A 25,972-nucleotide genomic window follows, 5' to 3' on the forward strand; every position below is an offset into this window, starting at 1 on the left:
GTGTGGGGAGGCGGGAATCGCTACGCTCATCCCGCCTCCCCACACCCCTAATGGCGGTTATCTGAACACAGAGATAGCTGCGCTACACTAACACGCAAGATGGTTCAAAAGCTCGGGCAGGCCATTCCCACCCGTCCAAGTGGATCTGGCGTCTGGCTTCCATTGCGAATTCTTGCTCGTATGCAGGTGCATTTCTAGGTGTCATAATCGGTTTCCACAGGGACATAGTCCTTCTCAGAGTAGTGAATGGAGAGCGGGCCGTAACCTCTATGGCGCGCTTTACGGTAAATTCCAATTTGTAAAAGGGTCCGCTCTGGGCGCATCGCTATCCGAGAAACCTAAACGAATCTCAAGAGAACGTCGCCTTATGGAAACCGTCCTCGGCGCTAGCTCAGGGCATCCACTCATAGAATCGACAAAGTTCGCTGCGAGCCCGCGTCGGAGCGTAGACAAGCCTCTCTGTGCCAGGGACCATGCCGCATCGGACCATGACGGCAAGAGAACTCGTGTTTTCAAGTTGTGCACCCGCCTCGATCAAATCTAGATTCAGTTGCTCCGCGGCTGTGGGTAGCATTGCGGAGACTGCCTCTTGCGCGTACCCTTTGCCCTGATGTTCCTCGCCAATCCAGTAGCTGAGCTCCCCTCGACGTGGGGACGAGGTGCTGCGCTGCACGCTGATCCATCCGATGGCTTGCTCGGTACGCCTGTCGACGATCATGTAGGATAGGGCTTCTTTGAGCATCGCGCGATCCTGAAGTTCTTCGATCCGCTTTGTGGCGGCCTCTACACCCAACGGGTCATCCCATGAAGCAAGCCAGCGACTGATGCCACTCGTCATTAAGACACTGAGGTTTTTGGCGTCGGAGAGAGAGACGGATCGTAATCGCAGTTTTGCTGTCACCATCTCCGGAAATAGATGGGTCTCGACGGTATCATCTTTCACGGAACACTCCTCCCAAGAGATCTACGCGGTGGCGCTGATGGTGCCCTTCTAAGCTTCGGTCCGATCGCCATGGCTCGGCGGTTGACTGGTCACAATCATGCGAGTGGCTGTGCTACTCATGTTGAAGGTCTGATGTACGCTTCCCGGAGACACCTCTATACCCTGGCCGGGACGCAGAACAAAATGGTGATGTTCTATCTCGAGAGTAAGTTCTCCTTCCAGGACGAAAAAGAACTGCCGCGCTTTGCTATGAAGGTGCGGAGTTTCACTCGTTCCTGGAGGCATCAGTTCCTCGATGATGAGTAGCTCTGGCGTCTTCACCAAATACCAGCCGTCGCAATCGGTTCCATCGTGCCCTCCCCATTTGTAGTGCTCAGCTTGATCGAGGCTCGTGATCTGTGTGGGCTTCGACAGACCTTCACTCATGGAAGTCCTGGGTACCATTGCCGCGGCGCCAAGAATTGCACCCGTCTGCAGAAATTTACGCCGATTCAGCATTAGTTGAATCTCCTTCTCTAAGAAATGAAGCAAGCAGTTTCACGAGCATGTCTGCATGTTCTTCCCCAGTGCGCCAGGAAGAAACGCTGAGACGGAACGCCGGCCTCCCTTGCCAGACGGTAGGTCCGAACCATGTCTCACCGGAGGCTTGCGCTCTCTCTCGAATGGCGATGGTCTCCTCATCGGTGGACGCGCGAACTAGCACCTGGTTGAGCACGACTCGATTCAGCACCTCATACCCAGCTGCGCGCAGGCCGTCTGCGATGTGATTCGCCAAGTCACAATGGCGATCCACCATCTCCGCTAAGCCCTGCCGACCAAGAGCCCGTAGCGCCGCCCAGATTGGTATACCCCTCGCTCGCCGTGAGAATTCGAGCGTCAGATTTTTCTGCGCGTCTTGCGCGGTAAAGGAATATACGGCATCGCTGTTCATCGCGGTTGCCAACGCATGTGCGTCTCGACAGATGGCCAAGGCTCCGTCATACGGTGTGTTCAGCCATTTGTGTCCATCCGTCGTCCAGCTATCTGCACCATCGACTCCCTCGGTGAGATGTGCCCTGGACGAAGCACGCGCCCACAAGCCGAACGCTCCATCGACGTGAACCCAGGCGCCCGCTAACTTCGCTCTTCCAATCAGGTCCACAAATGGATCAAATTCGCCCGTGTTTACTTCGCCCGCCTGCAGGCAAAGGATCGTCCTGTCTTCGAGTGGCGGAAGGCGAAGTGGATCAATTCGTCCCTGAGCATCCGTTGGGGCAACCAGAACTCTCTTCACTCCAAAGCCGAGAATCCGAAGAGCCTTCTTCACCGTGATGTGAGCGGACTCCGAGATCACGACACGTACTTCCGGGGCATCGATCAGACCATCTTCATCGAAGTTCCAACCACGCCGCGCCAGGATTGCGCGGCGTGCAGCTGCGATGCAGGCAATCGTGCACGCCGTGGCACTGGTGCCGAAGCCAACCGCGCTATCACGGGGAAGGTTCAAGGCCTGGAGAATCCATCCCCCTGTGATCCGTTCGATCGTAGCGGCGACGGGCGAGTTATCGAACGACGAAGCGCACTGGTCCCAGGCAAGCATCAACCGCTCGGCTGCCGCAGCAACGGGGAGGGCAGCGCCGATGACAAAGCCGAAATAGCGCGGGTCATTGGACGCAACCGTCGCGGGAGACCCCTTTTCATCGAGCAGACGAAGGACGTCAGCGCCCTTGAAGCCACGCTCGGACCAAGGCTCATCAAACGCGACCAGGTTTGCGAGCGAGTTGAGATCGGGAAAGACCCGGCGTTTACCAACAGCCGCTATATAGTTCTGCGCTCGCTCATTTGCATCGGCGAGCAACTCGAGTTCAGTCATCGTTGCTCCGGGATATTGGGGTTGTCCTGCGATGGAACGATCCGCTGAATCAAGAATTGCCTCGGCATGTTGGTCTGATGGTTGAAGTCATGGGGAACAAGGAATCGTCATGCTGTCGCGTGACTGCGTCAACCTCACAGCTATCGCTAGTGGTGTGTCTGGCACGAGATCAACTCATCCTCAACCGAAGACTGGTGAAGCCGGCGAAGAAGAGATAAATCCGGGGTTCGCTCACGAAGCGTGATCGCGCGCACCATGTCTACGATCGCCTCGTTGACTGGGGTCGCGATCTTCAACTGGTGCCCAATCGTCACAACATACCCGTTGATGAAATCGATCTCCGTTATACGCCCACGTTCAAAGTCCTGGAGCATGGATGCTTTGAGATCACCATACGCCTTCAGAAGTTCTTCCAGCCAGGCTTCGTAGGCGTAGTTGCCTTTGTCTCCCTCACCTCTTTCTGGTGGTATCGGCTCGACGAGCATACGCTCAGGACGATTCCCACTCGCAAGCGCTATCGCCAGGGTTTCGTCATAGGTTCGATCGAATAGTGCCCGTCCCTCTGGAACGCCGATGTACTCTCGCATCGTTCGGCCCGCGATAGCCCCGAGTGTTGTCACCGAACAATTCAACAGAAGTTTGGACCAGACTGCACCGCGGAGGTTGGCGGTTGTTTTGACGGTCACGGATTGGCCGAGCCATTGCTGCACTCGCGTCGTCCGGTTGCTTTCACCGCCGCGAAGCTCGCCGATGAGGAGGTGGCCGGCGTTGCGCTGTTCATAGACACCCGGTTTTACCATCGTGGCGCCGAGATTTGATAGGCCACCAAGTACAAACTCTTCTCCAAGTTGGCTGGCGAGCATCTGAGGTACCCCGCCATTTTGTATTGGTAGCAGCATCCCTCCGGGAGCGAGTAGCTTGAGCAAAATGGGCGCGACATCAATCGCTGCCTGTGCCTTCGTTGCCAGAACAATGAGATCGAACTTCCGCGACAATGGATACTCGTCGAGAGCCGAAACCTCGCAGGCTTCGGTGGTGATATCGCCTCCCAGTCCGGTTACTTTCAGGCCGGACCTTTTTATCTCCTGTGCCGATTCGGAGTCTCGGGTCGCCAGCGCGACAGCGATTCCTGTGCTCATCAAACGGGCCGCAATGAGGCCCCCTAGGGCACCCGCTCCTACAATCAAAGTCTTCATGACTGCACTCCTGCAATTCTGACTGTCCCTCGCCTGAAGGCGTTCTGAGCGATCAATCATTGCACTCTTAGATTGCAGGGCAACGGCGTCAGATACTAGGGCAGGCCAAGCCACTTATCGTAAAGAATCAGCCATTCACGATGGTAGCCAGAGGGCCATCGCAATGGTTGATCGTCGTCGTAATGATTTACGATCCACCATTACCAATCTTGATCAGCGCTCTGGTTTCTGTGGCTCGAATTCTTAAAGCGGTCGCCTCAGACGGAAAGCATGTTCTGCTTCTTTGGCGTAGGGCAGTCGATGCGACGCATCACTTTCTGTCTCCCTCCGATAGGCGTGATATTGAGGCAGAGGTTCTTTCCTTCTTGCCACAGGCTCCACTTTGGCTTGCCGTCGACAACAGCGATTTCCCGATAGGTTTTATGCTTCTCGACGGTGGACATGTGGAGGCTTCCTTTGTCGATCCATCGAAGCATGGATCAGGCGTTGGGCGGATGCTGGTCGAACACGCACAGTGCATTCAACTAGGCCTTACTACCGACGTTAATGAGCAAAATGCTCAGGCTGTCGGCTTCTATGAACACCTTGGTTTCGAGCGGACTGGACGTTCGGAAATGGATAGCCAGGGTCGCCCTTATCCTCTTATTCACCTGCGTTTGCCTCCTGCCTAGGCGTCCACGATCACGTCGATGATGCAGAGCGCTCAGACGTAAGGTGCCTAGGACAGGAATCCGCCTCGCCATGACGGGTGCGCCGGCGTCCATCCAAGGTCACGAGCCTTCTGATTGGATACTGCTCGTGTCTTTAACACAGGCTCTTCGTTTCTTAGTGGAGCCGGAGCGCCGAGCTCTCGCGCATATTCTGGCAGCCAGACCAAGGCTGAAGCGGGGTCATCATCGACGATATTTACCGGTCCATCAGGCCACACAAGCGCCTGCACGAATGCGGTAGCAGCATCAACGACATGCAGGAAGGAGGTAATAGCTCCAGTAGCTATCATCTTGCCGTCATAGACCGTCTGCGCTACGGCTCCGTGCCGCTCATACCAAGTTCCGGGTCCATAGAGTGTGCCTAAGCGAAGGATCGTATGCTTCGGCATCTCCTTCACAGCGCCTTCAAGAGACACAACCCCGTCGATCGTAGTCTTTCGCGGTAAACTCGCAGCGTAGTCGAGGGCTGTTAATTCCGTTGCCGCTCCTTCTCCTCCTTCATACGCCCAGGCGATACTTTGAGCTACCATCTTGTTCACCGCGACAGCTTTTGCTGCATCGACCAGATTGCGTGTTCCGATGTCGCGGATGCGTGCATTAGCCGCCGAATTCTGCTCTTTTAGGTCTGTGAGAAGGTGTATGACGGCCGCCGGACACTCCCTTTCGAAGATGCTCAACAAATTGCTCCGGTCGAAGACATCGGCCATCATGTACCGCACACGAGATTCTTGATTCCTCGTGTCTGATGGATTGTGTCTGCTGAGAGCGATCACATCGTGTCCACGCGTTGTAAGCATTGGGACCAGGACACGACCAATCACACCACTCGCGCCCGCAACTAAAATCTTCAAAGCAAAAACCTCCGTGTGGAACGCTCTCAGGGCAGCAATTGCCTTCCGACGTCCGATCAAACATTAAATAACCATCGCTCCAGAGTGCATTGGCAATGGCGTGGCACGCTAGTGCCTGGAATGCCAGTTGTCATAAAGAATCAGCTATTCACGACGGTAGGCGAATTTCCACGGCTATCGCACACGTGACTTTAGACAAGTGCGCAGCCCACGCTACTAAGATCATGGCCGCTACACCCAAGCTCGCGCAAAAGTGCGGATTATAGGCTGCGGAAGGGGGCGGGGCGCCGATGAAACCGATCTCGATAGAGGGCTGGGCTCAGTTGGACTCGTGCACGAAAGTGATGGCGCAGAACAGCCGAGGAACCAAAACCGCACTGTTCCGCCACCTCTTCAATCGACAGGGTAGTCGTTTCCAATAAGTCTTTCGCACGCCTTACGCGAAGGCTGGTGATCCACTCCAGCGGGCTCATACCTGTCGTCTCTGTGAAGCGCCGGCAGAGGGTGCGCTTGCTGGTGTGGAGCTCGTCTGCCATTCCGTTGATGCTGAGCCGTGTGTGAAGATGCTTGTGCGCCCAAGCTAGAAGATGTGAGAGCCAGGGATGAGCTTCTTCGCCAACCGGTTTATCGATGAACTGCGCTTGTCCACCCTCGCGATGCGGTGGCACAACCGCACGCCGCGCGACCTGATTCGCGATGACGGCCCCAAAATCTTTGCGGATCACGTGCAGACAGAGATCGATTCCAGCAGCGCTGCCGGCCGACGTCAGAACTTTACCCTCATCAATGTAAAGTACATCGGGCTCGACCAGAATTCGAGGAAAACGGGCCGACAGTTCCTCGATGAAGCGCCAGTGCGTTGTTGCGCGCTTGCCATCCAGAACACCAAGCGCGCCCAAGACAAAAGAGCCCACACAGATAGATACAAGTCTTGCGCCTCGTTCATGCGCAGCTCCCAAAGCCCGGATGAGTGATGGAGAAGGTGGTTGATATGGCTTCTTCCAGCCAGGAATCACAATGGTGTCTGCTTTCGCCAGGAGTTCGAGCCCTCCGGCTGTTTCGACACGAATGCCGCCCACTGCAGTAACCGGCTTCTTCTCAGCAGAGCACACACAGAACGAATACCAATTTGCTACTTCGGGCCGCGACAATCCAAACATCTCTACCGCTATGCCGAATTCGAACGTGCATAGTCCGTCGTACGCAAGAACCACAACGTGATGCGGGCGAGCTGGCGATTTGTCATTGATCAGACGTGGCATGATATTGACGATAGCCGTATGTCGTGCCAAAGGCAAGAAGCGGTATGGTCGGCGTCTCGAAGCGAGGGGAACCCTCACACCTCTAACTGTTTTGGAGCAGACAACGCTTCAGCATTTCGTAGCGCGATCGCTTATTCACTCTTATTGTCTGTCGAAACGCGGCTTCAATGCGGTTCTAAAGCCTCGGATGTTTGCGGTGCCAATTCGTCACTTGCTGATAGTCATGAGCAGCTTGGACTAGAAGAGCTTCGTCCAGATGTCGGCTCACCAATTGAAAGGCAATTGGTAGGCCCGCCAGGGTGAATCCGCCCGGCAGGGTGATTGTGGGACTTCCGGACATATCGAAGGGTGCCGTGAAACGGAGGAACGCGCTGAGCGCTTCCGGCTGTGCGAAGAGTTCGGCTTCATTCGCAATCGTGAAATTCGCGAGCGGCTGCACGGGAATCAGTAATAGATCAACTTGATGAAACAGCGCTGCTAATGCGCCACCGAAAGCGAGACGGGCATAATGTACTTGCATCAGGTCGGAGGCCGTAACGGTACGGCCATGCTCGATGAGGCCAGCTACCGCGCCGCTTACCGCAGGGCCGTATTCCGAAGCTCTGGAAGGATAGGTCTTCGCATGAACGATAGCAGCCTCTACTCCGGCGATCGATCCCCAGCCCTGTGTCAGGGCCGTATAGCCCGGAACGTTTTCATCCCGAATCGTCGCACCCTGTCTTTCCAGTACGCTTCTCACTTCACGAAGCGCTTGGATGATCTCGGCATCGACCTGATCTTCGTTGTAAGAAGTGTCGATTCCGATTCGCAGCCCTCGAACTGGCCGGTGTGGATATCGGCGCATCACGGCGCTCCTGGTCCGTGCTGGCTGGAAGGTCGGCAAGGATCGTGTCGAACGCATCTGGCGACTTGAAGGTCTCAAGGTGCCGCAGAAGCAGAGGCCGCGCGGTCGTCTGTGGTTCAACGACGGCTCGTGTGTTCGGCTCGCCCTACGCATGCGAACCATGTGTGGAGCCATGACTTCGTGAGCGTGCGCACACATGACGGGAGGATGGCGCGAGTAACAAACCTGATCGATGAGTACACACGTGAAGCACTGCTGGTGCGCGTGGAGCGACGATGGTCTTCTGCGAAGGTGATCGCTGCGCTGGCCGACGTGATGGTGATGAAAGAAGTGCCTGAGCATCTCCGCTCCGACAATGGCCCCGAGTTCGTTGCGCATGATCTTCGCGACTGGCTTGCGGATACGGGCGCGAAGATGGCCTACATCGAACCCGGCTCTCCGTGGGAGAACGGTTTACTGCGAATCGTTCAACTCAAAGATGAGAAACGAGTTCCTGAACTGAGAGATCTTCTACTCGATGAAGGAGCTGCTCGTGTTGGCCGAGCGCTGGCGCAGCTACTACAACACCATCCGGCCACACTCGTCGCTGGCGTACAGACCGTCAGCACCAGAGGCATGTAAGGGCTTCTTCGTGGATGAGGATGGCCGATCGGCAATTGGATACTCAGCCCGTTTTGCGGTAGAGCACCCATTCTCTTCCTCAACAAACCCACAACGCACAAAGAGTGTATGCACCTTATCGCTGCGTATGACGTAGATGTCTGCACGGCTTTCTGGAAGATCCAAGACCCGCTCCAAAAGATGGCGCCCAACATCTCTTCCTCGAGCATCCTCTTTCACCCAAAGATCGGAGGTGTTGTGCGCGTCCCCGTGTAGCGGGGAGTGCGATCAACTCGTGCGGTTCAAAGCCCGCGAAAGTTCAGCGCTCGAACGCTTCGCCGTGATATAGTACGACGCGCCAGCCATCTGGATCCTCGAATGTCTTGCTGTGGGCTTTCCAATAAGGATTCTCGGGCTCAACGGCTGTATGCCCGTTCCGCTCAAGTCGGTTAACCGCATCAAGATACTCCTGTATGTTCGGCATGTAGAAGACCAGCAGATTGTCCTTCGTCGGCGCGGGGCACGGACTGCCGGAGTCGTTATGTGTGAACTCCAAATGGAATCGTTCATCTGGCATGCCTAACATGATGCCTGTATAACCAGCGTGATTCTCGAAGTGTCCAATTACCGGGAGTCCTAGCGCATCGCAGTAGAACCTGGTCACCTCTGTCAGTTTATCTGTGGGCCTCGCAACTCTGATTTGAAGTTTAGGCTGTGATCGGGCGGAATCTTCCGCGCTTGCCGCGCTCAAGAAGGTTGAAGTGCCGCTTGTCAACGCCGTCGTCTTTAGAAAGTGTCTCCGGTTCATTCCTGATTCCTTTCTTGCAGTCATCGGAACCGCTCGCCAAGATAGCGATAGAGAGTCTACAGCGATACCGGAGGGTGCATCCGTGTACTTGGAAGTCGTGTACTACACCAGCGGCGTCGATCGCGGTGGCAGAACTTGCGAGAGTATGGCATGCCATGAGCCCGGAGCATGTCCTCGTTTGGAAGTGGGATTGATACTGCACTTGTTCTGAGGGCATCGTATGCGATCTGGCGCCTGACCAAGCATTGGCCGAGCCTTCTACTCAAGATTGCATCAGCAAAGGCAGGGCCTGCCAGCATCCGAAATGTCAGTAGCCGTAAAGAAACGGCCATTCTCCACTGGACGAGAAGGTATTCACTGCAATAACGAGTAATGCCATGCTATAGCATTCTTCCTCCACAACTGATGGGACACTGTATTTAGTTCCTTCCTAGAAGAACAAGAACCCTCGCGACCGTCGAACTTCTCCGACGGACTTTGTGATGAAGTCCAGCATCGTAGGTTGCACAGTCTCCGGCACCCAAAGCCAGTAGTTGATCGGCGACGGCAACCTCGATCTTTCCCTGGAGCACGAACAAAAATTCCTGGCCGACATGATCTGGCACATCGTGCTCCAAGAACTCCCGACCGGGAGACACGATATATGCTGCGAGAGGTCTCATCGCCGACCCGGCGAGCAGAGCTTCTATGAGATAGGTCTCACTGTCTCCACTGACGGCTCGTTCGGTCTTCCGAACCACGATTACATCATCCTCATTGGTTTTCTCTCCAAAGAGTTGGGCCATCCCGACCTTTAGGGAACGCGCAATGGCCTCCAACGTGGCGAGAGACGGCGCTTTCTCTCCTCGTTCGATACGGGATAGATGTCCTTTATGGACGCCAACCGAAGCGGCAAGCGCTTCGACCGTCAAACCTTTTTTCTTCCGAAGAGCACGAATACGAGCTGGCACCGACATCATTCCAGTATGGCTCATCTTGCCTCTCGGACAACAAAACGCTAACTGGACAACTTGTTGTCTTAAGCGATATTGTTGGAACTTCGCAGCCTCCCAAACGGAGGGCGATGTTGCAGGAGGTCTAATGTCCAGCCATGCCTATCCCGCCGATCTGAAAACCGTAAAAAATGAAGTTGCGTATCTCAGCGCAGATGACGGTCAAACCGCCGAGTGGCTTGAGGCTCTGGATCAAGTCATCGATGCAGACGGCCCCCAAGGAGCCTCGCAGCTCTTGCTGGCGCTCTTGAATCGAGCCGCGCAGGCTGGTGTAGGCACACCGCTCCAACACAATACGCCGTATATCAATACCATCCCTCCTGATCAGGAGGTGGCCTTTCCTGGGGACAGGGTACTTGAACAGCGTATCGAAAGCCTCATTCGATATAACGCACTAGCGATGGTCGCTCGCGCAAATAAATACGACGAGAACATTGGCGGACATATGTCTTCGTTCGCCTCGCTCGCCACGCTCCTTGAGGTTGGATTCAACCATTTCTTTCGCGGGTCCATTGGAGATCAGGCGGGCGACCTGATTTATTTTCAGGGCCATTCCTCCCCAGGAATCTATGCTCGCGCTTACCTCGAAGGCCGCCTCACCCAACAGCATCTATTCAACTTTCGGCATGAACTCCGCGAGCACCCCGGCCTTTCGTCATATCCTCATCCGTGGCTTATGCCGGAGTTTTGGCAATTTCCTACTGTTTCGATGGGACTCGGCCCCATCAATGCTATCTATCAGGCTCGATTCATCAAATACCTGGAGAATCGCGGAATCGTGCCCGTCTCAACCCGTAAGGTCTGGGCGTTTCTCGGTGATGGAGAGCAGGATGAACCGGAGTCACGTGGTGCCCTCACCGTTGCGACCCGCGAAGGACTGGACAATCTGGTTTTTGTCATCAACTGCAACCTCCAGCGCCTTGACGGTCCAGTTCGTGGGAACGGCAAAATCATTCAGGAACTCGAAGCCAACTTCCTCGGCGCTGGTTGGAATGTCATCAAGTGCCTCTGGGGAAGCAATTGGGATGACCTCTTGGCACGCGATACTAGCGGTCTCTTGCTCCGCCGCATGTCCGAATGCGTCGATGGAGAATATCAGGCGTTCAAGGCACTCGGAGGTGCTTACCTTCGGGAACACTTTTTCGGCAAATATCCTGAGCTGCTGAAATCGGTCGAGGGCATGTCGGACGACGATCTAGCGAGCCTCAGCCGGGGCGGGCATGATCCGGTGAAAATCTATAACGCCTACAAACGAGCAACGGAACACCAAGGCGCTCCCACCGTCATTCTGGCGAAGACGATCAAAGGCTATGGCCTGGGCGATGCCGCCGAAGGTAGAAACTTCGCACACAACACCAAGAAGCTCAAAGATGAGCAACTTACTTATATCGTCAAACGCTTTGAAATGGACGTACCTGAAGAAAAGATCGACCATCTTGAGCTACATCATTCGGGTCCTGAGAGCGATGAAATCAAGTACCTCAAGCAGCGGCGGGAGGAGCTTGGCGGTTATCTGCCGTCTCGCAATTCACACAAGGAGCTCGCTTTTGCCGCGCCTTCACTGGACATCTTTAAAGACGTGCTTGAGGGGACGAAGGGGCGTGCTGCCTCGACCACGTCCGGTTTCAACGCCGTACTGAATGCATTGCTCAAGCAAAAGGAACTTGCGAAATACATCGTTCCGATTATTCCCGATGAAGGCCGGACCTTCGGCATGGAGGCATTGTTTCGGCAGATCGGGATCTACGCTTCCCACGGTCAGCTTTATACGCCTGTGGACAGCAATCAATTTCTCTACTATCGGGAATCCCAGGACGGTCAGCTCATCGAAGAAGGCATCACGGAGGCAGGCTCGATGGCGACCTTTACTGCGGCTGGCACCGCATACGCCAACTTCGGCGTGCCTATGATTCCATTCTTCGTTTATTACTCGATGTTCGGCTTCCAGAGAGTGGGTGATCTTGCATGGGCATTTGCGGATGCCAGGGGGAAAGGCTTTATGGTCGGCGGGACCGCTGGGCGTACGACGCTACTCGGCGAGGGCCTCCAGCATGAGGACGGTCACAGCCATGTCCTTGCCAGCACCATTCCGACTTGCGCCGCTTACGATCCTGCCTACGCGTATGAGATCGCCGTCATCATCCAGGATGGCCTTCGCCGCATGTATGAGGCGAAGGAAGATTCATTTTATTACCTCACGGTTTACAACGAAAATTATGTGCAACCTCCGATGCCAAACGGCGTCGAGCCGGGCATACTCAAGGGCTTGTACCGATTCAAATCCGCTGAAACAGCGGAGGCTATCGTTCACCTGTTCGGCTCTGGCCCCATCCTTAATGAAGCCATTAGAGCGCAGCACATACTGAAAGTGAAATATAGCATCGATGCGGATGTATGGAGTGCGACCAGCTACAGTGAACTTCGCCGCGACGCGCTTGCTTGTGAGCGTTGGAATCGCCTGCATCCGGCGGGTCCATTGAGAACGCCGTACCTGCTTCAAGTTCTCGAGGGGCATGATGGCCCGATTGTGGCGGCCAGCGACTACATGAAGATTATCGTTGATGGGCTCGCACCCTGGCTTCCTGGTCGCATTACCGCTCTCGGCACGGATGGATTCGGTCGGAGCGAAAACCGGGAGAACCTTCGCCGTCACTTCGAGGTGGATGCTGAGAGTATTACCGTCGCGGCCATTAGTTCTCTCGCCAAAATACAAAAGGTGCCTCTCGATATGGTCGCGGATGCCATGGCCGATCTTGGTGTTGATCCGAACAAACCTGATGCTGCTCGCGCGTAAGCATGATCTTGTATAGCTAGACGTGGGTTTATCGCAAAGAAGGAGCATACATGGAAATATTCCGATCCCGCGTTTGGTTCAATGCGGAGACTTCAACACACCGCGAAAGGGGCTATAGGCGGCGATCACCGCTCGTTCGCAAGTGGCTGCGCAAGTATGGAATCAATGCGTCAGACGTGATGAAGCAGGAGACGCCGGCTGCCTCACGAAGCAGGATGTTGAGGCGTACATGGCTCAGTTAGGGGAAGCTACGCTTCTGAAAGCGAGAATGAAGCAGCCGTAATTCTTCAGACATGCCTAAGCATAGACCTGCAAAATGACCTTGTGCGTCCCGGCGTGTTGAAGGATGCGACGTGCTGGCGATGCTTAGCCGTGGTGCCGACCGGCCAATTTGAGATGCGAGTGGTGAAGTCGTCCATCCGGAATGTTCGAAAGTACATGCAGGTGAAGTGTGTGCGGGGCTGTCAAAGGCCACCCCTCTGGCGGGCTGAGATCGCGGTCCCAAGGCTTCTGGAATTTCGCTTGTCAGATGGGATACTCGTCGATCACCTCTCGTACTCTTTGTAGTGCCTCCTTCAAAGCATCGGTGGATAGCGAGCTCAATCCAACACGCAATGCATGCGGGACATGCTTCGTAGTGGCATACGCCTGTGCCGTAGAGACAGCTATATTCCGCTCAGCTAAGGCAGCGGTTACGCGATCCATGCGAAGTTCGGGCGGAAGTTTCAGCCATGCAAAAAGCGAGATCGGATTGGCGATCAAATCTAACCCGCAGAACGCTTGACGCGCTAGAGCCTGACGAACCTTGGCCTCTCGGCGTCCACGTCGTTCTAGCCTGTCTACGGTTCCATCGGCAATCCAGCGTGTCGCCATGGACGTTATCAGGCTTGGCATACTCCAGAAATTGGCCCGCACTTGAGCCTTTATGGCACTGATGAATGGCTTGGGCACCACCATGAACCCAAAGCGCAGCCCGGTTGCGACGTTCTTGGAGAGACTGGATACATAGATGGTGCGCTCAGGCGCCATGGTGACGAGTGCGGGTGGCGCCCTATGTGCCAAAAAGGAATATGTCGCGTCTTCAAGGAGCAGACAGTCGTGCCGCCGGGCGATGTTGACCAAACTGTGGCGTTGGTCGTGGTCGAGCACCCAGCCCAATGGATTCTGAACCGTCGGCATACTGTATATGGCACGTAGCTTGCGGTCGCGACAAGTACGTTCCAGAACATCGAGGTCTGGGCCAGAGTCACACGCAGCCACTGGAATCAACTCTATCCCGTGAGACGCAGCGATCATCTTGAAGCCTGGATAGGTCAACGCGTCTACTGCCACACGATCGCCGGCGTGCAGCTTCGCTCGAACCGCGATATCGAGCCCATGCTGGGCTCCACTGACAAGCAAGACTTGCTCATTCTCGACGACGATATTGCGGGCGGCGAGGTAGCGACAGACGATGTCCCGTTCATGTCTGCGCCCGCCAGACGGCTGTTGATGCATGAAAGATGCAATGTCTCCCGACGATGCCATCGAGCGCAGCGTCGACCTCATCAATTCGGCTTGGCCTTCAACATTGGGATGGTTGAAGGAAAGATCCGCTGCCTGACGGTTGAGCCGGGCCTCATCGCCCGAATCCCACTCCCTCTGAAGCGGACGCTCCCGCACAAATGAGCCGCGACCTGTCTCTCCCACGATTAATCCCGTGACCTTGAGCTCTGCGTAGACTCGGCTTGCGGTAGCCAGTGCAATCTTATGAGTGGCCGCAAATTTGCGATGCGTCGGCAGTAGTGTGCCGGGAGCAAGCTGTCCGCTGTGAATTCTTTCAGCAAGCGCATTAGCCAGAGAGGAAGCCCGCGAAGCCGTCATTGAATGTACCTAGGACAATAATTGGATTGTCCTAGCATAGCCTAATATGATTTCGCTTGAAACGGTACCGCTTTACTGCGGTTTTCAAGATGAAAGCAGGACAGTCGCCACTATGACCGATACGAACCACCATTTACCTGTACTCGAATACCTGACACGCCAAGTGGACGGACGATTGTCCCCTGAAGATGCCACCCACATGCTTTACCCCACTGCCATCTCCCGCTTATTAGCGTTTCGGATAGTCGAAGTGGCGGAGGCCATGGCGGTAGTCGAGCTGGACGCCGATGCAACGATTCATGGAAACCAGCAAGGAACTGTGCATGGGGGGCTTCTGTGTGAGTTGGCGGATGCGGCCATCGGCACAGCGCATTCCACCCTGATGGATACGGGCGAAACATTCACTACCATCGATTTGAAAGCAGCATTCCTCCGACCCGTGTGGCAATCTCGCTTGCGCGCTCACGCGCGAGCTACGCACAAAGGACGGACTATCAGCCATTACTTATGCGAAATTGAGCGAGAAGACGGCAAGGTAGTGGCCAGCATCTCTAGCGCGGTGATGACCTTGCGTGGTGAACGTGCCGAGGGGCGATGATGGTGGGTGCGGCCTTTGGAGGTGCTCGGCTCTTCCCGATATGTTTCTTGAAAGGGAGCGATCAATGAGACAGTCAAACAGCGTTTCCCAAGTCGCTAAGGCTGAAGCATTTCGTCGCCTGCACGCCGGAAAGGAAGCGTTCGTTGTTCCAAATCCGTGGGACCTAGGGACAGCGCGGCTGCTTGAAAAACTCGGATTCAACGCTCTTGCCACCACGAGTCTGGGACTGGCCTGTAGCCATGGTCTGCAGGACAACCTTGTTCCGCAGAATATCGTGTTACAGCACTTGGCCGAGATCGCCAAGGGTACGCAGCTACCTGTGACCGCAGATCTAGGAAACGGATTTGGAGATTCGCCGGAGACGGTAAGCCGAACCATTGTGCTGGCTGCCGCAGCCGGAGTTGTAGGTGGATCAATTGAAGACAGCACGGGCCGAGACGAGGAGCCTATCTACCCTGTCGATTTTGCCGCAGAACGCATCCACGCAGCAGCGGTGACCGCGCGAGACTTATCATTCCCATTCACGCTCACGGCCCGCGCTGAAAACTACATGGTCGGGCGAATCAATCTCGCTGACACCATCAGACGGCTTCAGGCGTATCAAGAGGCGGGCGCAGACGTTCTTTATGCGCCCGGCCTGCGCAGCTCTGAGGAAATTGGGGAGGTTGTGCGCTCCTTAAACCGGCCAGTAAATGTGCTGATCGGACTCGAGGGTGCAACTCTCTCAGTGAAGGATCTGGATGCGCTCGGCGTGAGGAGAATCAGCGTGGGAGGTTCTCTAGCGAAGGCCGCAATGGGTGAGTTTCTCCGAGCCGCGACAGAGCTTCGCGACCACGGCACCACAACTTATCAAATGAGAGCGGTGACGAGCGAACAGATTAAGGACTTCTTTGGGAAAGAAGACCCATAAAAGTACGCAACCAAATATTCTCAGCGGTGTTAGGGTGGTGTTGTTTTCGATCCGTATGTGCCGTGTACAGCTGATTTGAAATGAGGTATTTCGATGCTATTTTCAGGTTTTGTCGCGTGACCGTGCGAGCCACTCAAATCCAGTGGTGATTAATTCACTAGAACTGCGTTTCTAGGGATGAATGTCATGAAAGACGTTTCATGGAGCAATGGAGTGCTATGAGCGAAATCGCCGTGATCTATGAAGGTTCTTTGCATTGCACCGCCAGACACGCGTCTGGCACTGTCCTTAAGACCGACGCACCGAAGGATAACCAAGGCAACGGCGAGAGCTTCTCGCCGAGTGAACTTCTGTCAGTTTCTCTCGGCAGTTGCATCCTGAGCATTATGGGCATCGCGGCACGCTCGTTAGGGGTGGACATTTCCGGCGCCACCGCGCACGTCGACAAGGAGATGGCTGATGCGCCTCGCCGCATCAGCAGGATTGCCGTAAAGGTCCGTGTTCCGGGAGTGCTCGATCAGAGGCAACGGATCAAGCTGGAAGAAGCCGCCCATGCCTGCCCCGTTCACAGCGTGCTGAAGGTGGATGCGCCGATCTTTTTCGATTGGGATTGAGGTGAGCGCCGCCGCATGAAAACGATAGGCTGGGCCGCGAAGGCTTTTTATCGCCACGGTTCCCGCTTCGCCCTGCACTTCTGTATGTAAACCACCGAGTCCGCATCGCTTCCCTGAGAGAAAAAAGGCCCTTTTGCCTTTATTTGGATGATTCTCCGATGGAGGCCAGCACTGGCTAGGAATGCTGCAGGGTCGAACATGACTTCTGCGCGATCTTTTAAGTTTGGAAGTCTCCGGGCCCCAGTCAGGCACGTTTTAAGCCAATGGGGCGCAACAACTGCACTCTAGGATGCGCCAATGTTGTCCGCCGCACAAGAAAGGGAAGGGGCGCTTGGGCGGTTGCTCGTGGAGTGCTCGATCCTGTTGTTGGCCTCGCGCCATCATCCCTCCCAGGTGTTAAAGGAGGCGGCTGCTTCCTACAAGGTGGACACCGATGCCATCGCTCTCAAGGTCAAGCAGGAGTTTGCGGCGAAGGCCAAGGCGAAGAAGGAAAAGAAGCCTGTGGCAAAGGCGGCTGTCTCCAAGGGGAAAGCCGCCTAGCGCCTGATTCGGCGAGGTGCGAACCTGCGACCTCTCCTGCAATTCACCCTCTGTCTAAAACGGCAGGGAGAAACCTCTTTGGTTTCTCCCTGCACCCTTATCCTGCCGGTTTTGAAGACGAGCCTTTCCGAACGCCCCAACTAAAGCGTAAGTTCACTCGCGGAGATTTCGCTGAGTAGCGTGCGAGCAGTCTCGAATCGGGTGCTCATACGCAGCCACCGGCCTGTAGTGGGGGATAAAAATTTCCGCCGAAGCGATCCTGGGAATGGATCGGTGAAGGCTTAAGGTCGAAAACTTTGTCGTTGCCAACCTCTAACGGGCCAATCGTTTGGCCACATTTTGGCCTATCAGAGCTTTTGTGTTTGAGAGCGGCTGCTTCGCGGGCGCATTGACGGACGGTTAGACATAATGGCAAATGTATCTTGCCATAGTGGCAGAGCTAGGAGTAACCTTCTCCTGTGGCTACCTTGGCAAAGACAAAATCTGCGAGCCTGATTCAGCGGCCTCCTTCAGCTCCGCGCACCCGGTTTAGCGGGCGGGGCGCCAGTCTCGGCATACGCAAAGGGGGAACTCCAGATTTGATCGAGCAGATTGAAGCCGGATTTCCGTTCGACTCCTTGCAAAAGTTCGAAGCTAATTCCGGTGTAGAGATCGCTCTCGTGGTGTCCATTCTTGGCATCCCAGACCGGACCTTGGCGCGTCGTCGGACAGCGGGAAGGCTTGCTCCCGAGGAGTCCGAACGGCTCCTGCGGATCTCGAATGTCTTTGAGAAAGCGGTCGGGCTTTTCGATGGCAATGTCTCAGCTGCCGTTCAGTGGCTCACCACGGCAAAGAAGGCGCTCAGAGGTGAGTCGCCCCTGCGGTACGCAAAGACGGAGCCAGGCGCTCGCGAAGTCGAAAACCTCATTGGCCGTGTAGAGCACGGTGTCTTTTCCTGATGAAGGCTTGGCGGATCACTCAAAAGAAGCGAGCTAAGACCGCTTTCAGTGGTGAAGGCGCGCGCCTGTACGGAGGCCGTTGGAGCAGTCCTGGCGTTCCAATGGTCTACGTCGCGCAATCTCAGTCTCTTGCGGTTCTTGAGGTCCTTGTCCATTTGGACACGCCGGCCCTGCTGCAAGACTATGTGTTCCTCGAAGCTGATTTCGATGACTCCCTCGTGATTGCGCTTGAACGCTCCACGTTGCCAAGGAACTGGAAGGCCGATCCCGTGCCCGAATCTGTGCAAGCAGTGGGCGATCGATGGATCGCCTCTGCGAAGTCTGCAATTCTTCGCGTCCCGAGCGTGCTTGTGCCGGAAGAGTTCAACTTCTTGATCAATCCACGACATCCAGATTTCTCAAAGATCGCCCTTTCGCGTCCACAAGCGTACCGATTCGACGTACGATTGGCGCAGGGCCGACAATCGACAGACTAAGTCTGCAGCTGCCATATTTCTCGTGAAGCGGCGCTCTTCGGAGCGCCGCTTCTATCTCATTGCCCCACATCTGATCCCAAGCCCGTGAGGACCTTATGGAAACCACGTTCGATTACTTGCGTGCCCACGCGGGTGGGTTAGGCGCTCGCATCCTTTAAACCTATCCTCCACTGCAGGGTCCTCGTGATGTCCACAATGCCGCGATTGCGACCCTTCTACGCAATGCCCTGCCAGGCTGAGGCGCTCGCAATCACTGGGACGGCGAAGTTTTTGCACAAAGCCTGGGCGGCGCGCATCGTGGCTGAGTGCGGTGCTGGCAAGACATTCATGGCCTTGGGTAAGGGCGGTGCTGGTAGCTTTGCCTTCGGTCGGGGCCATTGCTTCCCTTTCTTGGCCTGCTGCTGATGGTCGGCGGCTTCCGCGTCATAGCGTAGTTCCTGCCTTCCGGGGTGGGCCTATTCTCAGCCCTTGCCTTGGCTTCGTCTGCCTCGTATCGCTTTTTAAGCTGGAACCACTCGCCGTAAACAGCGTGCATTGCTATTGCATCTGCAAGCCACGTCTCTAAATCCTGCTCTAAGGTTGTCCAGGCTCAGGTTCGCCACCAAACGCTTCAGCTTCGAGTTCTCCTGCTCAAGCTCTTTCAGCCGCTTCGCCTGATCCACCTGTAGCCCGCCGTACTCCTTGCGCCAGCGGAAATACGTCTGCTCCACGATCCCGGCTTCCTTAAGGCTGCGGCCCGTCATGTGGAATACACGCCTCCTGAAACAGGGGAGCCGACTGCCACTCTTGTATGGGCGAAGTTGATCTGAGGCCACGTCCAGAGGCGATCGCAGCGGCTAGAAGTCGATGTCACGGTCACCGACAAAGGCGAAGTCGAAGGCGATGAAGTGACCCAGCTCTACCTGACCTTTCCCGAGGTCAAAGGTGCCCCTCTCCGCGCATTGCGTGGGTTCCAGCAGATCCATCTCAAGCCCTCAGAATCGAAGACGGTTCACTTTGAGCTGAGGTCCCGAGACCTGAGTATGGTTTCGGAAGACGGCAAGCCAATGATCTCAGCAGGGAGTACTCCGTTTATGTGGGAGGCGGCCAGCCCAATACGAACGCGCCCATTGGGGTCGGAGTACTCAGCGTTATTGGCACCCTGGCGCTTCCAGAATAAAAAAGGCACGTCCCTGAATCGTGAGCGAACACAGTTTGGACAACGATGCTCCGCGGTGTTGGCTTACAAGACATTGATCAAGAGCAAACCGACGACGATCATCACCGCAAAGGTGACGCCATGGATGGAGAAGGCTGCCTGCCTGGAACCGCCCGAACCCAGCACGTTCGACATGTCACCGAACGCGGTGAGGGACTCAACTAGAAGCGCTATTCCTACCGTCCGCGGGTTCGTAGTGAGCATGAGGATCAGGACGACCAAACCGGAGACGATGTCGCGGATACCTTTGAGGCGAAGCCACGCGCGAGTGTCGGTATCCGGGGAGGGCAGCTTGAGACCAAAGTTGCCGGTCATCTTTTCGGGCGATGCGATGTAGAGACTGCCGATGAGGATGATGCCGCTGGCGAGGAGGGCGGCTATAGAAAGAGGAAGGGCGGTATGCATGGTAGTAGCTCCTTTAGTAAATCTAGCAACGCTATAAATGATGCGGGCGGGACACGGCCGGATGCAAGGAATCGCAAGATTTTCTAGCAGTGTTATATTTATGAAGTGCAAAAGAAAATCTCCTCTAGTCGCATAGCGGAAAGAAAGCTGCGGGACCGGGAGGCACGGCGTGCGCAGATCCTCAGCGTCGCCCGCCGGATCGCAGAGCAAGAGGGGTGGCCCAGTGTGACTGTCCGCCGCCTCTCCGATGAAATTTCGTACAGCCAGCCGGTCTTGTACGCGCACTTCGGAAGTCGCGAAGGGATCCTCTCCGCAATTGCCGTCGAGGGATTCCACGAGTTGGGCGTTGCCTTGGAAAAGGCAAGAAAACGTGCAAAAGACATCGCAATGGCGGAAGCAATCGCGACAGCCTATCTGGGGTTTGCGTCGTCATCGCCCGCACTGTATGAAGTGATGTTTTCGCTCATTCTGAACGTACCCTTCGCAGACCCAGGAACTCCTGCGGAGATGCAGTTCGCTTTTGCGCAACTGATGGAGCTGTTTAGGGACGAAGGCTCGAAAGCGGAAGTTCTCTCTGAGATGTTCTGGTCCAGCCTTCACGGCATGGCTGAACTCACCAGAACGAAACGGCTTCCGCGCAGCCGCGAGAAAGCGCGCGTCCGAGCGCTGATTGAACTCCTGACTTGTATTCGTGAATGAATTTCAAAGTTGTAGGGTATCCCTTGTGCTTCTCGGAACGCTTGGACCGGTCCGGCGATCTGCAGTGGACTCGCGCCTCTTCCACCTGGCAACGGTCTTCGGGATCCTTGCACGCCAGCGAGTCGTCTTCCCGTTCGCCAATGTCACTTCTATCTGCCTGAGCAGGTTCACCACCTGCTCAAAGGGCGGCGCCTACTATCCGAAAATTAGTACCTCAACGGGCTGTACATTTGCTGTACAAATGCCTCCCAAAACGCCCAAAAATACCGTCTAACACTCTTCTATGTGCCATATTTCACAACAACATACGCAAGGTCTGGTCGTTTCGTAATCAGTAGGTCAGCGGTTCGACTCCGCTCATCGGCTCCATTTCTTTCAGTAGTCAAGTCTCCGACGAACCCAGCGCTGCAGTGTATGCAATCTTTCGCACAAGATACGCATCGCTGGCTGCGGCACGTTTCTGGCATACTGATTGCCATGCGTGGTGCCTGGCTGGGCGCGGTGATATTCGGAACGCTCCTATGCATGCGAGGTTTCACGCAACAGGAGACGGCAACGATTGATGGCTCGAAGCCTTTGGTCTTGCATGCCTACGCGAATCTGGTGCAGGTTCCTACGCTGATTCTGTCCCACGCGTTTCGTCCCCTGCCTCTGCTGAGCAAAGATCAGATCTTCATCCGACTCGACTCGGGACCTGCATTCCACCCGGTGAAGATGCACATCGAGGGAGATGAACCGATATCGCTGGCGATTCTGCTGGATGTAAGTGATCGCAACGATCCGCTCATGCGCCATATGCGACAGCTGCTACCGCAGTTGGCTCAGCACTCAATATTGACTTCGCAAGATACTGTTTCTGTTTTCTCGGGTGACTGCAAGCTCATTCGCTCTGCTCTGGCTTTACCGGCAACGGCGGATGTTTTGAGTGAGGCACTTGAGCAGGGGTGGGCAGGGTCGGGCTTGCACGGAGAAAGCAATCATCGCTGTGCCAACTCACTCCATCTTTGGAACTTTACGGCCAAGGCTCTGGAGACATTGGCTACTCTTCCGGGCCGAAGAGTTCTGCTGATTATCTCCAACGGTGAAGACAGATCCAGTCCGGTGACGTGGAATCAATTGGCGGAATATGCAGATCAGAAGAGCATCGCCATCTTCGGGCTGCGCGAACTGATGCGTCTTCAGCTTGCGCGCGGATTCTCGGTCCCTCCTGAGGGAGGTGCTGGTGTCTACTCCGCATCGCTCGAGGGAGAAGACCCCTTTCTGCAGTTGTGCGAACTCACGGGAGGTGTTGCGGTGGCGACTCCAGAAAAGCAGCTGCCGGAGAGCCTTCGCAATATCTTCCGGATGGTGCGCGGACGCTACATTCTGGAATTTCCAAGACCAGACGACAACACGCCTGGCAAGCATTCTGTCGAAGTGAAGATACCTTCCTCGGACGCTTTCACCACGGCAGCCAGCGTGACCGTTTTGATACCTGAGCCCTCGCGTGCAACTGACCCTACCACTATCCCATCGAACTCATCTCCAGCGGTCCTGGGCAAGCGGCGGGTTTTGACCACTCATTAATTTCTGTGAGATCTAAAGTGGATTTCCAGGTCTCGTTTTAGTCCCTCCGTTTCCGTAGTTTCCGGATATATCAGTTTCGGCGAGTACATGGTGGTCATGACACTCACCGAAACCGATAAGGTTAGATCGCCGTCATGCCGCCGTCGACGAACAGCTCCTGCCCGTTGACGAAACTTGAATCGTTCGAGGCAAGAAAGAGCGCGACCGTCGCGACTTCCTCAGACTGGCCCATCGTTCCGCGCGGGATCAGGGATTCGAAGTACTGCCGCGCTTCAGGGGTGAGAACCGATTCCTGCATCGGAGTGGCAATGGCACCGGGAACCAACAGGTTTACGCGAATTTTTCTCTCCTTCAGTTCGTTGAGCCAGGTGCGTGCGAACGATCGTAGCGCCAACTTGCTGGCCGCATAGACGCCGAAACCGGGGAAACCTTTCGCCGCAGCGTTGGATCCGGTCATTAGGATCGACCCACCCTCGTTGAAAAGTGGTAACGCCTTCTGCACAGTGAAGAGGGTGCCGCGCACGTTCAGGTTGAACGTCTTATCGAAGTGCTGCTCGGTGATCTGTCCCAGCGGCAGAGCCTCGCCTATGCCGGCACTCGCGAAGAGGATGTCGATCCTGCCCTTCTCCCGCTTCACGATTTCGAACAGACGATCGAGGTCTTCAAGATTAGCCGCGTCGCCCTGAACGCCGGTCACATTGCGGCCGATGAGCTTGACGGCCTCGTCGATTTGCTCCTGCTTTCGGCCCGTGACGAAGACGTAGGCACCTTCTTCCACGAAGAGCTTCGCGCTCGCGAGCGCCATACCACTCGTTCCACCCGTGATGACTGCAACTTTACCTTCAAGCTTTCCCATATCGATTCCCTTTCAAATAGAAGTGTGGCGTTGCACACAGTAGAGTTTGTTTGCGCTTAAGATCGGCCGCGATCTAGATAGCCGAGAATCCACCGTCAACCGCGAAATCGAGCCCATTCACGTAGCTTGCTTCGTCTGAAGCAAGAAACAGTGCGGCTGCAGCGATCTCTTCAGGACGACCCATCTTTCCGCGTGGGACCAAGGCTTCGAACATCTTTCTCGTCGCTTCGTCCAGTCGCTGGGAGTCAGGCGTATCGACCTGGCCTGGACTCAGAACGTTCACCCGAATGTTCCTGCCCTTCAGTTCGTTGAGCCAGGTGCGTGCGAAGGAGCGTAGCGCTGCCTTGCTCGCCGCATAGACGCCGAAACCGGGGAAACCCTTCACCGAAGCAACCGACCCGGTCATGATGATCGATCCGCCATCGTTGATCAGCGGCAACGCCTTCTGAGCCGTAAATAGCGTCCCGCGCACAATCAGGCCAAATTCCTTATCGAAATGCTCTTCGGTGATTTCGCCCAGTACGGCGGCCTCACCCTTGCCAGCGCTCGCGAACAGGACGTCTATCCTGCCTTTCTCCCCCTTGACCGTATCGAACAGGCGGTCGAGGTCGTCGAGATTGGACGCGTCGCCGCGCACGCCGGTCACATTCCGGCCGATCTGTTTGACCGCCTCATCCAGCGCTTCCTGCCTTCGCCCCGTGATGAAAACATAGGCTCCCTCTGCAACGAACCGCTTTGCGGTTTCCAGCGCCAGGCCGCTCGATCCGCCCGTGATGACCGCAACTTTACCTTCAAGCTTTCCCATTGTGACTCCCTTCGGTATGTGTGTAGCATTCGATACAGGAGAGTAGATAGCTTTCGCAGTGGATGAAAACTGCTCAATAGTCCTAGTATTTTGTCTATTCGTCCAAAAGAGGGAGGCTAAATTGGATCCGATAACCGACATCTTCAGAACGATGCACGTGAATGCTTTCGGTCTGCATAGACTCGAAGCCACGGCCCCCTGGGGTGTCAGGCAGGAAAATCAAAACGAGGAAGAGGTTGCGCTCTCGAACAAGGAGATGAAACCCACAGACCAAGCGCACTTTGCCATGCTTTCGCGCGGCAACTGCTGGTTGAGTGTGGAGGGGATTGCAGAGCCGATTCCCCTTACCGGCGGTGATTGCTTTTTGCTTGCCCCGGGCACGTCGATCGTCATTCGCGATAACCCGCGAACTCGTCCAAAGTGGACCTTCCACGAGATCGGCGCTGGTGCCAACGGCCATGTAGCTCAGTGCGGGGGCGGTGGTGCACCCACGACCATCGTCTGCGGGTCCTTGAGCTTCGACAGAGCTGGTCTGAAGCCGATCGCTCAGCTATTGCCGCGCTTCATTCTCATCAAGGCTGATCAGGCGCAAACGCTTGCTCTTCACAGCACCATGCAGGCGCTGGCATCGGAGATGGCGGAGCAGGCGCCGGGATCCGGTGTCGTTGCGACGCGGCTGGCCGAAGTTCTATTCATTCAGGTTCTTCGGGCGTACATTGCGTCGGAGCCAGAACGCAATCCAGGATGGCTTCGCGCTGTTTTCGATCCTCAGCTGGGTCAAGCTTTGGGTGCCATTCACGACAGATTGGATACAGCCTGGACGGTAGAATCCCTCGCCGAGGAGGCTGGTATGTCTCGATCTGCATTCGCAGCTCGTTTCAAGCAGCTACTTGGACAATCACCTTTGGAGTATGTAACGGTGTGGCGAATGCAGAAGGCGATGCAGTTGCTGGAACAGCGCGACAGAAAGCTTATCGACGTTGCGCGGTCGGTCGGTTATGAGTCCGACGCGGCGTTCAGCAAGGCTTTCAAGCGGGTTGTCGGCGCCAACACGGGTGAATACGTCAAGCGCGGCGATCAGAACCGACGCCAAATCTGAACGGTGAACGTTCGACGCCGAGAAAGGCTGGTCCGCAAATTTCTTTGCGGCGCTGCAGCGACTACGCCTGGAGATGTATCCGCAGACATGGCGCCGATGTTATAGCTGAATGGCGAATCGAGGCGAGCTCAGGATATGTGTAAGTAGGAGCTATGGGCAGACGCTTGAATGGCGCGTACAGCTACTTGCGGAGTTCTGCGTTTCTCGAAAATATATAGGACCCAAGTCGGGTGTCACAAGGTGATACGTTAGCTTTTCGTTATGTCGCGACTGTAGGTGATAGCTGCTTCGTTTCGATGTGTCTGCTCCCGGCATTATGTGCAGATTGCGTAACGCAAATCAGGTTGCACAAAGTTAGATTGCGCTGCGCTATCGTGGGAGCGGAGAGGTTGTTATTCTTCAGGGACGTGTCGCTACCTTCGTTAGTGGCCTGCCCGAGCTTTTGAACCATCTTGCGTGTTAGTGTAGCGCAGCTATCTCTGTGTTCAGATAACCGCCATTAGGGGTGTGGGGAGGCGGGATGAGCGTAGCGATTCCCGCCTCCCCACACCCC

General features: G+C 55.6%; 25 protein-coding genes and 3 pseudogenes. 13 read left to right on the forward strand and 15 right to left on the reverse strand.

Annotation, left to right across the window (positions count from 1 at the left end; genetic code table 11):
• Window positions 1–391 precede the first annotated feature (391 nt).
• The 4 genes from OHL14_RS00115 to OHL14_RS00130 form a co-directional block, all read right to left on the reverse strand.
• Window positions 392–943 (reverse strand): GNAT family N-acetyltransferase, encoded by a 552-nt coding sequence (locus OHL14_RS00115; protein WP_263377273.1) that lies wholly within the window; start codon window positions 941–943, stop codon window positions 392–394.
• 48 nt (window positions 944–991) lie between these two features.
• Entirely contained in the window at window positions 992–1,369 is a 378-nt protein-coding gene (locus tag OHL14_RS00120; protein WP_263377274.1) for a cupin domain-containing protein, read from the reverse strand.
• 55 nt (window positions 1,370–1,424) lie between these two features.
• On the reverse strand, window positions 1,425–2,795 hold the full coding sequence (locus OHL14_RS00125; protein ID WP_263377275.1) for a pyridoxal phosphate-dependent decarboxylase family protein: 1,371 nt from the start codon (window positions 2,793–2,795) through the stop codon (window positions 1,425–1,427).
• Window positions 2,796–2,941: 146 nt separating this feature from the next.
• On the reverse strand, window positions 2,942–3,991 hold the full coding sequence (locus OHL14_RS00130) for a ketopantoate reductase family protein (RefSeq protein WP_263377276.1): 1,050 nt from the start codon (window positions 3,989–3,991) through the stop codon (window positions 2,942–2,944).
• 182 nt (window positions 3,992–4,173) lie between these two features.
• Here OHL14_RS00130 and OHL14_RS00135 point away from each other — a divergent pair, with 182 nt between their 5' ends.
• The gene (locus OHL14_RS00135) at window positions 4,174–4,662 is read left to right on the forward strand and encodes an acetyltransferase (protein ID WP_263377277.1); all 489 of its coding nucleotides are present in this window, start codon (window positions 4,174–4,176) and stop codon (window positions 4,660–4,662) included.
• Between the two features lie 47 nt (window positions 4,663–4,709).
• Here the strand turns inward: OHL14_RS00135 and OHL14_RS00140 are convergent, their stop codons facing one another.
• From OHL14_RS00140 to OHL14_RS00150, 3 genes are all read right to left on the reverse strand, one after another.
• Complete coding sequence (locus OHL14_RS00140; RefSeq protein WP_263377278.1) at window positions 4,710–5,552, reverse strand: NAD-dependent epimerase/dehydratase family protein; 843 nt, start codon at window positions 5,550–5,552, stop codon at window positions 4,710–4,712.
• A gap of 260 nt (window positions 5,553–5,812) precedes the next feature.
• Window positions 5,813–6,814: a transcriptional regulator FtrA gene (ftrA, locus tag OHL14_RS00145; RefSeq protein ID WP_263377279.1), complete on the reverse strand. Its 1,002-nt coding sequence runs from the start codon at window positions 6,812–6,814 to the stop codon at window positions 5,813–5,815.
• A 175-nt stretch (window positions 6,815–6,989) separates the two neighbouring features.
• A complete protein-coding gene (locus OHL14_RS00150) occupies window positions 6,990–7,715 on the reverse strand; it encodes an amidase family protein (protein WP_317890383.1) in 726 nt (241 codons plus the stop codon).
• Between OHL14_RS00150 and OHL14_RS00155 the strand changes: the two are divergent.
• A pseudogene (locus OHL14_RS00155) lies at window positions 7,636–8,415 on the forward strand (IS3 family transposase); the annotation flags it as partial. The gene OHL14_RS00150 and the pseudogene OHL14_RS00155 overlap by 80 nt on opposite strands.
• A 162-nt stretch (window positions 8,416–8,577) precedes the next feature.
• Here OHL14_RS00155 and OHL14_RS00160 read toward each other — a convergent pair.
• The gene (locus tag OHL14_RS00160) at window positions 8,578–9,090 is read right to left on the reverse strand and encodes a VOC family protein (protein ID WP_317890384.1); all 513 of its coding nucleotides are present in this window, start codon (window positions 9,088–9,090) and stop codon (window positions 8,578–8,580) included.
• Between the two features lie 395 nt (window positions 9,091–9,485).
• A complete protein-coding gene (locus OHL14_RS00165) occupies window positions 9,486–10,040 on the reverse strand; it encodes a helix-turn-helix domain-containing protein (RefSeq protein WP_089839366.1) in 555 nt (184 codons plus the stop codon).
• A gap of 106 nt (window positions 10,041–10,146) precedes the next feature.
• On the opposite strand from OHL14_RS00165, the gene aceE reads away from it, so the two are divergent.
• A complete protein-coding gene (gene aceE, locus OHL14_RS00170; protein WP_263377282.1) occupies window positions 10,147–12,852 on the forward strand; it encodes a pyruvate dehydrogenase (acetyl-transferring), homodimeric type in 2,706 nt (901 codons plus the stop codon).
• A 525-nt stretch (window positions 12,853–13,377) separates the two neighbouring features.
• Here the strand turns inward: aceE and OHL14_RS00175 are convergent.
• Window positions 13,378–14,715 carry an aminotransferase-like domain-containing protein gene (locus tag OHL14_RS00175; protein ID WP_263377283.1) on the reverse strand — a complete coding sequence of 446 codons (1,338 nt, stop codon included), beginning with the start codon at window positions 14,713–14,715 and terminating at the stop codon, window positions 13,378–13,380.
• Window positions 14,716–14,761: 46 nt separating this feature from the next.
• Here OHL14_RS00175 and OHL14_RS00180 point away from each other — a divergent pair, with 46 nt between their 5' ends.
• The 6 genes from OHL14_RS00180 (at window position 14,762) to OHL14_RS00205 (ending at window position 18,791) form a co-directional block, all read left to right on the forward strand.
• Window positions 14,762–15,313, forward strand: a complete 552-nt coding sequence (locus OHL14_RS00180) for a PaaI family thioesterase (protein WP_263377284.1) — start codon at window positions 14,762–14,764, stop codon at window positions 15,311–15,313.
• 40 nt (window positions 15,314–15,353) lie between these two features.
• The gene (locus tag OHL14_RS00185) at window positions 15,354–16,223 is read left to right on the forward strand and encodes an isocitrate lyase/PEP mutase family protein (RefSeq protein ID WP_263377285.1); all 870 of its coding nucleotides are present in this window, start codon (window positions 15,354–15,356) and stop codon (window positions 16,221–16,223) included.
• A 218-nt stretch (window positions 16,224–16,441) separates the two neighbouring features.
• The gene (locus tag OHL14_RS00190) at window positions 16,442–16,837 is read left to right on the forward strand and encodes an OsmC family protein (RefSeq protein ID WP_263377286.1); all 396 of its coding nucleotides are present in this window, start codon (window positions 16,442–16,444) and stop codon (window positions 16,835–16,837) included.
• Between the two features lie 297 nt (window positions 16,838–17,134).
• Complete coding sequence (locus tag OHL14_RS00195) at window positions 17,135–17,377, forward strand: hypothetical protein (RefSeq protein ID WP_263377287.1); 243 nt, start codon at window positions 17,135–17,137, stop codon at window positions 17,375–17,377.
• 578 nt (window positions 17,378–17,955) lie between these two features.
• A complete protein-coding gene (gene parS / locus OHL14_RS00200) occupies window positions 17,956–18,315 on the forward strand; it encodes a type II RES/Xre toxin-antitoxin system antitoxin (protein ID WP_263377289.1) in 360 nt (119 codons plus the stop codon).
• A complete protein-coding gene (locus OHL14_RS00205; protein WP_263377290.1) occupies window positions 18,315–18,791 on the forward strand; it encodes an RES family NAD+ phosphorylase in 477 nt (158 codons plus the stop codon). The genes parS and OHL14_RS00205 overlap by 1 nt, the downstream gene beginning before the upstream one ends.
• 581 nt (window positions 18,792–19,372) lie before the next feature.
• Here the strand turns inward: OHL14_RS00205 and OHL14_RS00210 are convergent.
• Both OHL14_RS00210 and OHL14_RS00215 read right to left on the reverse strand, forming a co-directional pair.
• A pseudogene (locus OHL14_RS00210) lies at window positions 19,373–19,504 on the reverse strand (transposase); the annotation flags it as partial.
• A gap of 123 nt (window positions 19,505–19,627) precedes the next feature.
• Window positions 19,628–19,756: a hypothetical protein gene (locus OHL14_RS00215; protein WP_263377291.1), complete on the reverse strand. Its 129-nt coding sequence runs from the start codon at window positions 19,754–19,756 to the stop codon at window positions 19,628–19,630.
• Between OHL14_RS00215 and OHL14_RS00220 the strand changes: the two are divergent.
• Window positions 19,733–19,795 (forward strand): annotated as a pseudogene (locus tag OHL14_RS00220) (hypothetical protein); the annotation flags it as partial. The gene OHL14_RS00215 and the pseudogene OHL14_RS00220 overlap by 24 nt on opposite strands.
• 218 nt (window positions 19,796–20,013) lie before the next feature.
• On the opposite strand, the gene OHL14_RS00225 reads toward OHL14_RS00220, so the two are convergent.
• Entirely contained in the window at window positions 20,014–20,394 is a 381-nt protein-coding gene (locus OHL14_RS00225; RefSeq protein ID WP_263377292.1) for a DUF4267 domain-containing protein, read from the reverse strand.
• Between the two features lie 105 nt (window positions 20,395–20,499).
• On the opposite strand from OHL14_RS00225, the gene OHL14_RS00230 reads away from it, so the two are divergent.
• Complete coding sequence (locus tag OHL14_RS00230; protein ID WP_263377293.1) at window positions 20,500–21,093, forward strand: TetR/AcrR family transcriptional regulator; 594 nt, start codon at window positions 20,500–20,502, stop codon at window positions 21,091–21,093.
• Between the two features lie 708 nt (window positions 21,094–21,801).
• Entirely contained in the window at window positions 21,802–22,659 is an 858-nt protein-coding gene (locus OHL14_RS00235) for a vWA domain-containing protein (RefSeq protein ID WP_263377294.1), read from the forward strand.
• A gap of 121 nt (window positions 22,660–22,780) precedes the next feature.
• On the opposite strand, the gene OHL14_RS00240 is transcribed toward OHL14_RS00235, so the two are convergent.
• Both OHL14_RS00240 and OHL14_RS00245 read right to left on the reverse strand, forming a co-directional pair.
• Window positions 22,781–23,515: an SDR family NAD(P)-dependent oxidoreductase gene (locus OHL14_RS00240; RefSeq protein WP_263377295.1), complete on the reverse strand. Its 735-nt coding sequence runs from the start codon at window positions 23,513–23,515 to the stop codon at window positions 22,781–22,783.
• 73 nt (window positions 23,516–23,588) lie between these two features.
• Window positions 23,589–24,320, reverse strand: coding sequence for an SDR family NAD(P)-dependent oxidoreductase (locus OHL14_RS00245; protein ID WP_263377296.1), 732 nt, complete (start codon window positions 24,318–24,320; stop codon window positions 23,589–23,591).
• Window positions 24,321–24,441: 121 nt separating this feature from the next.
• Here OHL14_RS00245 and OHL14_RS00250 point away from each other — a divergent pair, with 121 nt between their 5' ends.
• Entirely contained in the window at window positions 24,442–25,419 is a 978-nt protein-coding gene (locus OHL14_RS00250; protein ID WP_263377297.1) for an AraC family transcriptional regulator, read from the forward strand.
• The last annotated feature ends 553 nt before the right edge of the window (window positions 25,420–25,972 follow it).

It is taken from the genome of Granulicella paludicola, assembly GCF_025685545.1.
Taxonomy (GTDB): domain Bacteria; phylum Acidobacteriota; class Terriglobia; order Terriglobales; family Acidobacteriaceae; genus Granulicella; species Granulicella paludicola.

Bases quoted from the DNA above. Each gene is read 5' to 3' on its own strand.
- OHL14_RS00185 (WP_263377285.1), top strand. From the start codon at position 15,354: ATGTTTCTTGAAAGGGAGCGATCAATGAGACAGTCAAACAGCGTTTCC.
- OHL14_RS00180 (WP_263377284.1), top strand. From the start codon at position 14,762: ATGATTTCGCTTGAAACGGTACCGCTTTACTGCGGTTTTCAAGATGAA.
- OHL14_RS00125 (WP_263377275.1), bottom strand. From the start codon at position 2,795: ATGACTGAACTCGAGTTGCTCGCCGATGCAAATGAGCGAGCGCAGAAC.
- OHL14_RS00160 (WP_317890384.1), bottom strand. From the start codon at position 9,090: ATGACTGCAAGAAAGGAATCAGGAATGAACCGGAGACACTTTCTAAAG.
- aceE (WP_263377282.1), top strand. From the start codon at position 10,147: ATGTCCAGCCATGCCTATCCCGCCGATCTGAAAACCGTAAAAAATGAA.
- OHL14_RS00150 (WP_317890383.1), bottom strand. From the start codon at position 7,715: ATGCGTTCGACACGATCCTTGCCGACCTTCCAGCCAGCACGGACCAGG.
- OHL14_RS00225 (WP_263377292.1), bottom strand. From the start codon at position 20,394: ATGCATACCGCCCTTCCTCTTTCTATAGCCGCCCTCCTCGCCAGCGGC.
- ftrA (WP_263377279.1), bottom strand. From the start codon at position 6,814: ATGCCACGTCTGATCAATGACAAATCGCCAGCTCGCCCGCATCACGTT.
- OHL14_RS00240 (WP_263377295.1), bottom strand. From the start codon at position 23,515: ATGGGAAAGCTTGAAGGTAAAGTTGCAGTCATCACGGGTGGAACGAGT.
- OHL14_RS00190 (WP_263377286.1), top strand. From the start codon at position 16,442: ATGAGCGAAATCGCCGTGATCTATGAAGGTTCTTTGCATTGCACCGCC.
- OHL14_RS00215 (WP_263377291.1), bottom strand. From the start codon at position 19,756: ATGGATCTGCTGGAACCCACGCAATGCGCGGAGAGGGGCACCTTTGAC.
- OHL14_RS00130 (WP_263377276.1), bottom strand. From the start codon at position 3,991: ATGAAGACTTTGATTGTAGGAGCGGGTGCCCTAGGGGGCCTCATTGCG.
- OHL14_RS00175 (WP_263377283.1), bottom strand. From the start codon at position 14,715: ATGACGGCTTCGCGGGCTTCCTCTCTGGCTAATGCGCTTGCTGAAAGA.
- OHL14_RS00245 (WP_263377296.1), bottom strand. From the start codon at position 24,320: ATGGGAAAGCTTGAAGGTAAAGTTGCGGTCATCACGGGCGGATCGAGC.
- OHL14_RS00195 (WP_263377287.1), top strand. From the start codon at position 17,135: ATGTTGTCCGCCGCACAAGAAAGGGAAGGGGCGCTTGGGCGGTTGCTC.
- OHL14_RS00205 (WP_263377290.1), top strand. From the start codon at position 18,315: ATGAAGGCTTGGCGGATCACTCAAAAGAAGCGAGCTAAGACCGCTTTC.
- OHL14_RS00120 (WP_263377274.1), bottom strand. From the start codon at position 1,369: ATGAGTGAAGGTCTGTCGAAGCCCACACAGATCACGAGCCTCGATCAA.
- OHL14_RS00165 (WP_089839366.1), bottom strand. From the start codon at position 10,040: ATGAGCCATACTGGAATGATGTCGGTGCCAGCTCGTATTCGTGCTCTT.
- OHL14_RS00135 (WP_263377277.1), top strand. From the start codon at position 4,174: ATGATTTACGATCCACCATTACCAATCTTGATCAGCGCTCTGGTTTCT.